A 12,067-nucleotide genomic window follows, 5' to 3' on the forward strand; every position below is an offset into this window, starting at 1 on the left:
CGGTGCGGGACGAACTTATCGACCGCGCACCCCGTCGCGAAACTCCAGTACCGTCCGGCGGATGAGCAGGTACGAAAAGAAGATCAGCGCGAGCAGGATCAGGACGATCGCGATAATGATTGGATCGTCGGGGAGGAAACCGAGCATACGACACTCGTACGCTGTCATCGCGCAAAACCGTTTCGACGTCTGAACGACTCCACCTCTCCCACTCGTAATCGGCGCGATCGACATTGTTCCAACCCTCTCACCGAAAAAGTATTATCTACTGATTTGTTGTTATTGTGTATGGAGAGTGTAAACGCTGAAGAGACTACTGAAGAAGATAACTCATCACGCCGGCGCTCGGGGTCGAATTCCGGTGACGACTCGATTATCTCCGTGACGGATCTCACGAAGACCTACGGCTCCGGCGACGACGCTGTCCGCGCCGTCGACGGGGTGGATCTGTCGATCGAGGAGGGGACCGCCGTCGGGATTCTCGGTCCCAACGGCGCGGGAAAAACGACGACGATCAAGATGATCCTCTCGTTGATCATCCCTTCGGGCGGGATGGTCGAGGTCAACGGCCACGACGTGTACCGAGACCCGAGCACCGCATTCCAGCATATGGGGGCGATGCTCGAGGGCGCCCGAAACACCTATTGGCGGCTGACGGTCCGTGAAAACCTCGAGATTTTCACGGTGATCGCCGGGAAGGATTACCGCCGTCGAACCGACCGGATCGACGACCTCCTGGACCAGTTCAACCTCCGGGAAAAAGAGGATACGGTCGTCCGCGAACTCTCCCGTGGACAGAAACAGAAAGTCTCGCTGGCCTGTACGATGGCCCGCGACACCGATATCGTCTTTCTCGACGAACCGACGCTCGGACTCGACGTCGAGAGCTCCCTCGACCTTCGCGACGAGCTTCGGCGGCTGGTCAACGACGACGGCACCACGGTGGTGCTCTCCAGTCACGACATGGACGTCATCCAGGAGGTCTGCGATCGCGTCATCGTGATGAACGAGGGTGAGACGATCGTCAACGACACCGTCGACAACCTCCTCTCGCTGTTTAACACCCAGTCCTACGAGATCACCGTCGAGGAACCGATCGACTCCGACCTTCGCGACCGACTCGCATCGGCCTTCGACGCCCGGGATTTCGAGCGCCGGACGGACGCAACGACGTTCCGTGCAACGGTCGCCGGCGACGAGTTCTACCGGCTGACCGAACGGCTCGAGGCTGCCGGACTCTCGATCGCGTCGTTCGACAGCGTCGACGCCGACCTCGAAGACGTGTTCTTGCACGTCACCAACGAGGCGACCGGCGGTATCGACTCCACTGGGGACGCCCAGACCGACGACCAGCGGTCGCCGGCGATGGTCCAGCACGGAGGGGACGGCCGATGAGCCAGGCGACAGCCGAGGACGCGACTCGATCGGACGCGACCGACGATCGGGCCGGGTCACTCGTCTTGCTCTGGACGATCCTCCGGATGAACTTCTTGCTCATGGCGCGATACCGGGTGAACTTCATCGCGCAGTTGATCGGAATGTACCTGTTCTTTGCGGTCATCTTCTTCGGCGGACGAGCCGCCGTCGAAAACGTCGGCGACGTTGGGATCGGTGCGATCGGCTCGACGCTCGATGCGGTCATCGTCGGCTGGTTCCTCTGGACGATGGCCCAGAGCGCCTACACCAGTCTCGCCGGGGAGGTTACCCAGGAGTCCCGATGGGGAACGCTCGAACAGCTCTACATGTCCCCACACGGGTTCGGAACGGTGATGGGGACGAAAGTGCTTGTTAACACGTCGCTGAGCCTGGTCATGGGCGGCGTGATGCTGGCACTGATGCTCCTCACGACGGGACGGACGCTCACCGTCGACATCGTTACCATCCTTCCGATCACGATCCTGACGCTCATGACGGTCGTGGGACTGGGGTTCGTGTTCGCCGGACTGGCGCTGATCTACAAGAAGATCAGTAGCGTCTTCCCGCTCATGCAGTTCGTCCTCGTCGGTCTCATCGCCGCGCCGACGGCCGGGGTGTTCCTGACCCGCCTGCTCCCGCTCGTCCAGGGCTCTTCGATGCTGCAGGATGCGATGCGCGACGGCGTCCGACTCTGGGAGTTCTCCGCGCTCGACCTCGGCCTTCTCGTCGGGACGGCGATCGTCTACATGGTCGTCGGTTACGTCGTCTTCAAAGTGTGTTCCCAGATCGCCCGTGAACGCGGTGTGATGGGACACTACTGACCCGTCGCACCTGTCCGTATCACGCTCCAGGTCGTCTCGCTTTCGATCGCTCACTTCTTCGGCACTGGTGATACGGATGCGGCCTCCGCATTCGGATTTCGCAAGCGAGACGGCGTACTCTCGTCCTCAGACGCATCGTTGTACCGTTTTGCCGGTGATCGCTCGAACGGTGCAGCGATCACCGGTAGCGAATCACAACAGACCGTCTCACACGTCTCAGAAACCGATTGCCTCCGCGTTCCGATCGCCAGGGTGAATCCAGGGAGACGTTCCAGACTGAGTCGGCGGGTCTACTTCACATCGTGTCGAGGAGACGAACGTCGACGAGCTACGACCGGCCGCCGGGTTCGACGAGCGGAACGGTGGCTACGTTCGCAGGGCCTCGACGGGCCGTTCGCTGGCAGCCTTCCAGGCCGGATAGAGCCCGCTGACCACGCTCGTCACGACACCGAACGCGAACGCCATACCCAGATACAGGAGGTTCTGGAGCGCGAACGTCGCCGTCCACTCTCCCATCAGGAAGTGGTTGAGCACGATCCCAGCGCCGACGCTGAGGCCGAGCCCGATCATCCCGCCGATAAGTCCGAGCAGCGCCGCCTCCGAGAGCATCACCAGTAGCACGTCCCGCTTTCGAATGCCGACGGCCCGGAGCACGCCGATCTCCTCGCGCCGTTCGATCGCACTCATCAACATGACGTTGAGGATGCTCACGCCGGCGACGACCAGGGAGATCGAGCCGATACCGATGAGAAACCAGTTCAACAGGCCGAAGAACTCGTCGATCCCCTCGGTCAACTCCCGGAGTTCGAAGATATCGACGACCGTCTCCCGATCGTTCAGTTCGTCGTCGATCGAGGCGGCGCTTTCGTTCGCCATCGTCCCGCTCTCAGCGACCACCATCACGTGCTCGTAGTCGTCGTCGACGAGTTCCCCTTCGGGCAGTATGATCGCCGTGTTGACGACAATGGGTGAGAACTCGCTCTGGCGTTCGAGCACCGCCTGTACCCGATACGTCGACCCGTTGACCTCGATCGAGTTCCCGGCGCTCACGTCGAGATCGTCCGCTAGATTTGCCCCGACGACGACCCCGTTGCTGAGCTGTTCGGGGATCGTTCCGTCGCTTGCGTCCCAGATGGCCCCCGGATCCTCGATCCCATAGCTCGTCACGATACGTTCGTCACTCCCGTGTGTGAGCCGAAGATTGTCGGATTTGATCGGGACGGCTGCCGCATCGCCGGCGCTCCGTTCGATCGATCGAACGTCCCGATCGTCGAGGGTCTCGACGCCCGATTCGTACGACGGCGAGACGATGACCTCGTTGCCCATATCACCGAGTGACCCCCGTGCAGAATCCTGCAAGGACGTTCCCAGCATACCCAGCGAGGCGATCGCGACCACCCCGATGACGATCCCGACGATCGCAAGCGCCGAGCGGATGTTCGCCCGCGAGAGGTTGCGCCGGGCCATCAACAGCGCGGGAAACCGCCGAAACAGGTCGTCGATCATCGCTCGATCACCCCGTCGGTGAGCGTGATGGTCCGATCGACGTACGACTCGAGCATCGGGTCGTGGGTGACGGCGACGACGGCGACTCCACGGTCGCGTATCCGCACGAACTCCTCGAGGATCTGCCGGCCCGTCTCTTGATCGAGATTCCCCGTCGGTTCGTCGGTCAGTAACACCCGCGGCTCGTTAATCAACGCCCTGGCGATCGCGACGCGTTGTTTCTGCCCGCCGGAGAGCTGATTTGGACGGTGATCGAGTCGGTCCCCGAGCCCCATCAGTTCGAGCAGTTCGGTCGCCCGCTCGGCGGTTTTCGGGTTCTGGTCGAAGATCTGAGGTACTTCGACGTTCTCCTGGGCGGTAAGCGTCGGCAGCAGGTGGAAGTGTTGAAAGACGAACCCGATGGTCCGCTTTCTGGCCATCGTCCGTTCGCGTTCTGACAGATCGGATGCGTCTTCTCCGTCGAGGAGAACGTTTCCCTCGGTCGGCTGATCGAGCAATCCGAGCACGTTAAGCAGCGTCGTTTTGCCGCTCCCGCTCGGCCCGACGACGGAGACGAACTCCCCGCCTTCGAGGGACAGATCGACGTCGTCCAGGGCAACGACCGTCCCGCCGCCGCTCTCGTAGCGTTTGGTTACGTTACGGAGCTCAAGCGCCGCCACGGCTATTCCTCCAGGAAATCGCCATGGCTGCCCCCACGAGCAGGATGAGACCGCCGCCTCCGACGGCCGGAATCAACAGGCCCTGTGCGGCCGAGTCGGTCTCTCCGGCGGTATTCGACGCGTCGTTTCCGACGGCGAATTCGCGGGTTTGCTCGTCTCCGTCGACCAAATAGGTCACCTCGAGTGGAATCTCGTCGCTGTCGCCGTCGGTCCGCGCGTACACGTCGAACGAGACGAAGTCACTCTTAGGAACGCTCCCGACGAAGTACTCCCGATTCGGCTGGGCCGGGGTGACTTCGGGGGTGTCGACCACCCGCACCAACACGCTTTCGGCCTCGCTCAGTCCGACGTTGCTCGCGCTGCCGGAGACGTGAACGCGGCCGTCTTCGTTCGTAATCTCGACGCCGGTCAGTTCGATCTCGCCGGGCGACGCCGAGAGCCGGGTCGAGGTTTCGCTCTCGCGATCGAGTTCACCGACGGTGTAACTGGCCGTCACCGGGAGGTCGATCGAATTCGCGCCGTCGATTTCGGAGACGTTGAGTGTGATGGTTTCGCTCGATGCCGGATCGATCCGCTCGATAGCCGCGTTCGAGGCCGACACGTCCGGGTGGGTCTGAGCGACGACAGCGTCCTCGACGGGAACGTTTCCGCGGTTGGTCATGGTCACCGTGATCGACGATCCGTCATCGGCGGCGGTCGCATCGAGTTCGACGTCGTCGTTCAGTTTCTCGAACGAAACGTCCGTCCGCTCCCGAACCGTCCGCCGTTCTCCGTCCGTGTCGGTGTACCGGAGCGTGGCCGTGAGACTCTGTTCTCCCGCTCTGTTGGCGACCACCGTGTAGTCGAACGTCTCTTCCGTACCGCTTGCCAAGTTCGATCGGACGTACTGCTGGCGGTCGATCGACGCGTCGTCTCCCTCGAGCGTGAGCCGTGCATTTCGCAGATCCTCGTCGAGACCGTTTGCGATGGAGACGTCGACGGCCGTCTCGGTGTCCGCGATCGCCTCGTCGACGTCGATGTCGATCTGCGGGCGTTCCTCGCCAACCCGTAGTTCGAACGGGTAGTGGATGTGCAGGCGCTCTCCGTCCTGGGTCGTCCCGCTAACGTGAACGAACAGCGTCTGGAACCCCTCCTCTTCGAGTTCACCATCGAGTTCGATCGTTCTGTCGGTGCCAGGTCCGATCGAACCGGGCGGTGACGTCGAATCCAGCGTGGTGGTCGACGACCCGCTCTCGTCGTGTCGAAGTTCGACGCGGTCGATGCGGAAGTTCTGGGTGCTCGACCTGAGATTCTCGATATCGACCCGGACGGTAAACTCCTCGTCTTCCTCGACTGGCTCCGGATCGACGCCGACGCTTCCGATCGTGACGTCGACCCCGTGGTCCGATGCAACGCCGGCACCCGTTGCGCCGCCGAGGATGACGACAGCACCGACGAGCAGTAGTGTCCAGCGGATCATAGCAGAGTATAGACGGTCCAGAGGATCGTCAGTGCGATCGGTCCGGCCACGGTCAGTGCGCCCTCTCGCAGATCGAGGTTGCTCGCGTGTTTGACCGCAAACGACCAGATGAATCCCTGCCAGAGGGTAAAGGCGATTCCGCCGATCGTTGCTGCGACCACGATCGGCTGCTCCTGTAACTGCTGCTGGAATGCACCCGTCGCCGTCGGATCGGAGGGAGGTGTCATCGACTGTAAGGCGATGAAGATCGCGACGGCGGTGATGAGTCCGCTAAATATTGCCGGAACGAACCCCCAGCCGACGTACGAGAGCATCGATCGGAAGCCACCTTCCCCCTCGAACAACAGCGAGATGACCAGAAAGACGCCGGCGTAGATCACCCACAACCCGAACGTCGAGACGAGCACTGCGATCACGCTGCTGGTCCCACCGATCGCGAGAACTTGCCCCGCACCCTCTTCGAGTCCTCTGGAGATTTCGATGACGACGAGGAGTCCGGTGAGCATTCCGGTGATCGCCGCAGCAAGAACGACGATCGCCGGACCCACGAGCGTCGATTGTTCACCTCGGTTCGCGTAGAAAGCATCCGGGTCGAGTAACAGTTCACGCATCATAATTTCCCCATTAGTTTAATCATATAAAATTCTTTTTGATCATAATACAGTACCTGAATTGATACTGCATATGGTCTGTAAATACGGGGATAGGGCCGACAGGGTAACTCTCACGGGTAACGGGCTGGCAGGACGGCGACGTTTCTCACAGCGTGGTACTCACACGTCGAATTTTGCGTTCGATCGATTCCAATCCGATCGAATGTCTTAGCGTGCGCCATCCTAAATGTAATACTGTAAGGAACCGAAATTCATTTATTCTCTCTGGAAAAGATCATAATACATGATCGAAGCGGAGGGATTAAGTAAACGATACGGCGAGGTGATTGCTGTCGACGAGCTCGACCTCCACATTCCCGACGGGACGGTCTACGGCTTTCTCGGCCCGAACGGTGCCGGGAAATCGACGACGATCGAGATGTTGACGACGCTGACGACGCCGACTGAGGGTCGAGCGACGGTTGCTGGCCATTCCGTCACCGACCGGGAGGCGGTGAAACGACACATCGGGTATCTGCCCGACTCCCCGCCAGTTTATGATTCGTTTTCCGCCCGCGAGCAACTCGAGTACGTCGCAACCCTCCGTAATCTCGACGCCGAACGCGCAAGCGATCGGACGGAGCGCCTGCTCGACCGAGTCGGGTTGACGAGTGCCGCCGACCGACTGATCGACACCTACTCGAAGGGGATGCGACAGAAAGTGGGGCTCGTTCAGGCGGTCCTCCACGAACCGGCCGTCATCTTTCTCGACGAACCGACCAGCGGTCTCGATCCTCGAGCGGCCCGCGAGGTCGTCGACCTGATCGACGAACTTACCGAGGAGGGTGCCACCGTCTTTCTCTCGACGCACATTCTCCCGGTCGTCGAGGAACTGGCCGACACCGTCGGCGTTCTCCATCAGGGGTCGCTCGTCGCTGAAGGACCGCCAGCAGACCTCTCGCGTCGAGCGAGCGAAACTGGCGAACGGTCGCTCGAACAGGCGTTCCTCGATGTAACCGACGACGACTCGCACATCGCCTCGAAGACGGGCGACAGCGTGGAAACGCCGAGTGATCCGACATGACCGACCGCGGGTCCGCGAGCGACGGCGAGAACGCATTCGGCAACAGTCCACAATCACCGGCGGGCGCGGCCACCCGAACGAACCCGGCGGATCCGCAGTCGGGGGCGTCGACGCTGGCCGTCGTACGGTCGATCGCGCGCGCGGAACGTCGACGTTATACCCACCGGTACGCCGCCTCGCGTCGTCAACGGGCGCTGCTGGTTCTCGGCGTCGCCGCGTTGCTTCCGATCCTCGGGGTGTTGCTTCGCGGGGCCCACGACCTCGGTCGTGCCGTCGGAAGCGGCCAGGCCGACGGCCTGCTCGCGATCGCCCGGTGGTATCTCCCTGTCGGACTCGGGATGTACGTCTTTCTCGGCGGTATCCAGGCCGGACAGCGATTTCTCAACTTCGGGGCCTCGAAACTGTTGTTGACGACGGTCAGCGATCGCGACCTGACGCTCGGACTGCTGTGGGCGGAACTTCGTTCGCTCGCGTTCTTGCTCGTCGCCCCGCTGGCGGTACTCGTTTCGGCGTTCGCCGTCGGAGCCGGCTCTCCGACGGTCGCCGTCGGTGCGTTTCTTGCGGCCTCGCTCTGTCTGCTCGCAGCGATGCTGGTCGGATACGTTCTCGGTCTCGCGTTGCGGGCGGTCCTGCGAACCGTCCATCTCTCCGGAACGGTTCGATCGCTGTCGAGTGCGGTCGGTATTATCCTCGCCGCGGCGCTGTTCGGCGTCGGCGGCGTGTACGCGGGGTCGCTCACCGCCCAGTTCGAACAGGGCGTGAGGCTCTCGTCGATCGCTCCCGACGGAGCGCCGCCGATTCCGCTCGGATACTACGCCGACTTGTTCTTCCTCGGCACACCGCTCGTCGACGGGCTCGCACTGCGGACGCTCGCAAGCGGCCTCGTCGTGGCCGGAACCGTGCCGGTGGCCGTCGGGTTGCTCGTCGCCGTCGCTCCTCGCCTCTGGCGAACCGACCCCGCCGCGCCGCCGGGGGCAGAATCCGACTCACCGGACGCTGAACCGGTCGCTGCGCCGGCGACCGGGCGTCAGGCCAGGCGATCCTGGCCGTGGCTTCGATCCACCACCTGGTACGTTGCGGACGGGCTCTTTCGGCGTTCTCTCAGGACCCCACAACGCCTGCTGCACGTCTCTTACTACGTGATGGTGGTGGTCGTTCTCGTCGCCAGTGCTGTCAGCGATCCGTCGTTGCTTCCCGTTCTGCTGGGTGGGTCGATCGTGTTACTCGGCATCTGGATCGCTGGCGGAGCATTCGGACTGAACCCGCTCGGAGAGGAGGGGACGATGCTAGAGCAAATGGTCCTCTCGTCGGTTCCGGCGCGAACGTTCGTGCGGGCGCGACTCCTCGCAGGAACCTGCCTTGGCCTGCCGTTCGTCCTCGCGGGAACGGTCCTTTTGGCCGCGACTGAACTCGCCCTCACCGACGCGCTCTTGTTGGGCGGGTTCTGGCTGCTCCTGACGCCGGCGAGTGCGACGATCGCCCTAGGGATCGGGACGTTACTCCCGCGATCCGAGCCGGGACGAGTACTCGACGTCGCCGCCGCCAGGCCGCCCGAAATGGCCGCGATCGTCTTCCACGCAGTCGCCACCGCGGCGCTCGCAGTGGGCGGCGCGATACTCGTCGGCGGCGAGTTCGAACCCTGGCTGCAGTGGGGTGGTCTCGCCGTCGTGTCGCTGGTCGCACTGCTCGTCGCGGACGCGGGCTACCGTTTTGCGATCAACGGGTTGGCAACCTACGGCAAACCGCGGCGGGACGACCCCGTCTACGCGCTAGAACTCGCCGCCGGCATCGGGATACTCGGGCTGGTGCTTTCGATAACCGTCCAGACGGGGACGCTCATCTTGATTCCGGTTTCGGGCGGTCCAGGGTTCATCGTCGCGTTCGTCGGCGGCTTCGTCGGCTGGGCGCTTGCGGGTATCGTCTACCTGCTTGCCGTTGGTCGCCTGGAGACGATTATCGATGCGGCCGTCCCCACGGTGACGGACCTTCGATACACCGCCGCCGGCGTCCTCGTCTCCCTCGCCGTCTACGCCGCCATCGTCGTCCTCGTCGAGGTCCTGAACGCACCGATCGTCCCGCACACGATCGCCCAGGAGATGCTGACGCTGAGTCCGCTGTACGTCTTACTCCTGATTATCTTGACCCTCGCCGTCAACGCCACCGTCGAGGAATTCGTCTTTCGGAACGTTATCCAGAAACGCCTCTCCGAGACGATTGCCACTCCGCTGGCGATCGGCTGGACGGCGACGGTGTTTGCCGTGGTCCACGTCCCGATGTATTTCAGTACGGATCTCGTCGCGATCGCGGTGACGATCTCACCGTTGTTCGTGTTGTCGCTTGTCTGGGGATGGCTGTACGAGCGAACCCGAAACGTCGTGGTTCCGGCGCTCTGTCACGGCGTGTACAACGCGGTGATATTCGGTCTGCTGTACGCACGAGTGGTGTAGGGCCGTTCCGGTACGAGTTGTCTGCCCGTGTCACGGACTCTCTCACTACCTTTTTCGAAAGTGATATGTATGGTTATATAATATTCAATAACTGGAGAAAGCAATTCGCGTGGACGGATATGAGTACTGAATACGCACCGACGTACGTACGGAAAGCTCGAGATTGGACGGTAGCCACCGGAATGACCGTTGCAGGGATCAGCTCCGGTCTCGCGGTTGGAACGGCGTTTTTTCTGTGGTTTCCGCGGCGGTACGAACTCATTTCCAGTAGCCTGGGGGCCGGAATCGGGCTCTTACTCGCGATCGGCGTCTTTTTTCTCGTGACCGATGCGGATCGATCGTTCATCGATATTCCCGACGTCTCGCCGCGAGCGATCGGTCTCGGGGCGCTCGTCGGTCTGGTGCTCGTCGTCGTTCAGGGCGTGCTCACGATTCTCTTTACGACGCTGGGGATCGGTGAGTCACTCGGTCCCGTCGCCAGTCTGGTCCAGTCGGCGGGCGTCGAGGTCCTCATAGCAGCGATCCTGATTAGCGTTCTGCTCACCGCTCCAGTCGAAGAGTTGCTCTTCCGAAATATCATCCAGAAGAAACTGGCCGGCAGCCACTCGACGGCGATCGCGGTCCTCGGCTCGAGTCTCCTCTTTACCGCGATGCACGCCCCGAACGTGCTCACCCTCGAGGGAATCTACATCGTAACCGACCTGACGAAAATCCTCATCAACGGGATCGGATACGGACTCGTATACGCCTACTGGCGGCGGCTCGATATCGCCATCGTCGCTCACGGGCTGTACAACAGCGCCGTATTCATTATCGCGTTTACCATCTAAACGGATGTCGTCGCGCCGTCTCGATTGTGATCGAAGCGTACTCGTTTCGTTCGGTTCAGAAACTGTCGACCCGTGCCGTCAGCTATCGGGTACGATCGCCGCGGGTGGCTGACCGACAACCCCGTCCGCCTCACCCGCCTCGTGCCAGAACGACCGCGGCAAACGCGAGCAAAAGGGCAAGCGCCAGGGTTCCGTATTTGATGTACCAGTCTCCGCCGAGATCGTCGACAAAGAGAATCGCGATAATCAGTAGTACGTTGCTCGCCGCCAGCAGCGCCACCCACGAACTCATTGTCGAATCACCGTATCACGGATTCATACTCACAAAACATAAAATTTAGTATTCTCAAAACGGTTTTTGAGGGGAATGGATCGCTTCGTTACTCGTGGTGGTGCTACTGACTGTTGATTTTGGGTGCACACGAACGGCGGCACCGAACGCACCGCAGGCTCACAGACATCGTCGCAATGGGTGCTCTTGAACTCGCAATCAGTGCCGACTACCGTTCGGGGGGCTACGATACGTCCGGACGGAAGACGCCGCCGATCGTGTGCCCATAGGAATGGTCAACTCGGTGAATGAACGTCACCGTGTCGACCTGTTGATTTTCGATCGATGCATCTCGTTCTCGTTCGGGGACCCTCAGCTCGCCAGGTCGCTTCCGATGGTGTACCCGACGCCGAAGGCTCCAACGCCGACACCGACGATGGCGACACCGACGGCAGGTGCGATGTTGGCGTTCATATCAGTTCGCCAGATCGCTTCCGATCTGGTAGCCGATGCCGAACGCTCCGACACCGATACTGACGATCCCGACACCGACAGCGGGTGCGATGTTGGCGTTCATATCAGTTCGCCAGGTCGCTCCCGATCTGGTAGCCGATGCCGAACGATGTTACGCCGATTCCAACGATTGCAACCCCGACGGCCGGGGCGATGTTTGCGTTCATAGGTCTCTGTGTTGTCGTAAACCGCTGTGTTCCTGATTACCGCGCTGTTCTCCGTTCGGGTTAGCTGTTGACCCAGTAACCGACACCGACACCGGCGGCACCCGCACCGAACGCGACGCCGATCGCGATACCGACTGGTCCAATATTAACTTGCACGTTTGTCACCTCCGTTCGGTTATCTAGTTGCCTCAGATAGTCACTGAGGTCAACACATTGTTTATGGCATTATTATTTAAGTCTTTTCTAGCTTAATGTATACAACTAGAATTAGATAAAAATGTCCAGGGAGACGACTAAATCC

At 61.4% G+C, this 12,067-nt stretch carries 11 protein-coding genes; 5 read left to right on the plus strand and 6 right to left on the minus strand.

Annotation, left to right across the window (positions count from 1 at the left end; translation table 11 throughout):
• Nucleotides 1-15 precede the first annotated feature (15 nt).
• Complete coding sequence (locus tag AC6I6L_RS08250; protein ID WP_497917266.1) at nucleotides 16-147, minus strand: DUF7859 family protein; 132 nt, start codon at nucleotides 145-147, stop codon at nucleotides 16-18.
• A gap of 234 nt (nucleotides 148-381) precedes the next feature.
• Here AC6I6L_RS08250 and AC6I6L_RS08255 point away from each other — a divergent pair, with 234 nt between their 5' ends.
• On the plus strand, nucleotides 382-1,395 hold the full coding sequence (locus AC6I6L_RS08255) for an ABC transporter ATP-binding protein (protein ID WP_497917267.1): 1,014 nt from the start codon (nucleotides 382-384) through the stop codon (nucleotides 1,393-1,395).
• Nucleotides 1,392-2,237 carry an ABC transporter permease gene (locus tag AC6I6L_RS08260; protein ID WP_497917269.1) on the plus strand — a complete coding sequence of 282 codons (846 nt, stop codon included), beginning with the start codon at nucleotides 1,392-1,394 and terminating at the stop codon, nucleotides 2,235-2,237. The genes AC6I6L_RS08255 and AC6I6L_RS08260 overlap by 4 nt, the downstream gene beginning before the upstream one ends.
• A 366-nt stretch (nucleotides 2,238-2,603) precedes the next feature.
• Here the strand turns inward: AC6I6L_RS08260 and AC6I6L_RS08265 are convergent, their stop codons facing one another.
• The 4 genes from AC6I6L_RS08265 to AC6I6L_RS08280 are packed head-to-tail and all read right to left on the minus strand — an operon-like array spanning nucleotide 2,604 to nucleotide 6,475.
• The gene (locus tag AC6I6L_RS08265; protein WP_497917270.1) at nucleotides 2,604-3,743 is read right to left on the minus strand and encodes an ABC transporter permease; all 1,140 of its coding nucleotides are present in this window, start codon (nucleotides 3,741-3,743) and stop codon (nucleotides 2,604-2,606) included.
• A complete protein-coding gene (locus AC6I6L_RS08270) occupies nucleotides 3,740-4,402 on the minus strand; it encodes an ABC transporter ATP-binding protein (RefSeq protein WP_497917271.1) in 663 nt (220 codons plus the stop codon). Before AC6I6L_RS08270 ends, AC6I6L_RS08265 begins: the two co-directional genes overlap by 4 nt.
• Complete coding sequence (locus AC6I6L_RS08275) at nucleotides 4,389-5,861, minus strand: COG1361 family protein (protein ID WP_497917273.1); 1,473 nt, start codon at nucleotides 5,859-5,861, stop codon at nucleotides 4,389-4,391. The genes AC6I6L_RS08270 and AC6I6L_RS08275 overlap by 14 nt, the downstream gene beginning before the upstream one ends.
• On the minus strand, nucleotides 5,858-6,475 hold the full coding sequence (locus tag AC6I6L_RS08280; RefSeq protein WP_497917274.1) for a YIP1 family protein: 618 nt from the start codon (nucleotides 6,473-6,475) through the stop codon (nucleotides 5,858-5,860). Before AC6I6L_RS08280 ends, AC6I6L_RS08275 begins: the two co-directional genes overlap by 4 nt.
• A 283-nt stretch (nucleotides 6,476-6,758) precedes the next feature.
• Here AC6I6L_RS08280 and AC6I6L_RS08285 point away from each other — a divergent pair, with 283 nt between their 5' ends.
• From AC6I6L_RS08285 to AC6I6L_RS08295, 3 genes are all read left to right on the plus strand, one after another.
• Nucleotides 6,759-7,538 (plus strand): ABC transporter ATP-binding protein, encoded by a 780-nt coding sequence (locus AC6I6L_RS08285; protein WP_497917275.1) that lies wholly within the window; start codon nucleotides 6,759-6,761, stop codon nucleotides 7,536-7,538.
• Nucleotides 7,535-9,985 carry a CPBP family glutamic-type intramembrane protease gene (locus AC6I6L_RS08290; RefSeq protein WP_497917276.1) on the plus strand — a complete coding sequence of 817 codons (2,451 nt, stop codon included), beginning with the start codon at nucleotides 7,535-7,537 and terminating at the stop codon, nucleotides 9,983-9,985. Before AC6I6L_RS08285 ends, AC6I6L_RS08290 begins: the two co-directional genes overlap by 4 nt.
• A gap of 119 nt (nucleotides 9,986-10,104) precedes the next feature.
• Complete coding sequence (locus AC6I6L_RS08295; protein WP_497917277.1) at nucleotides 10,105-10,815, plus strand: CPBP family intramembrane glutamic endopeptidase; 711 nt, start codon at nucleotides 10,105-10,107, stop codon at nucleotides 10,813-10,815.
• Nucleotides 10,816-10,945: 130 nt separating this feature from the next.
• Here AC6I6L_RS08295 and AC6I6L_RS08300 read toward each other — a convergent pair whose 3' ends face one another.
• On the minus strand, nucleotides 10,946-11,107 hold the full coding sequence (locus AC6I6L_RS08300; RefSeq protein WP_497917278.1) for a hypothetical protein: 162 nt from the start codon (nucleotides 11,105-11,107) through the stop codon (nucleotides 10,946-10,948).
• Nucleotides 11,108-12,067: the final 960 nt, after the last annotated feature.

The sequence above is a fragment of the Halosolutus sp. DAT137 genome, from assembly GCF_059736405.1.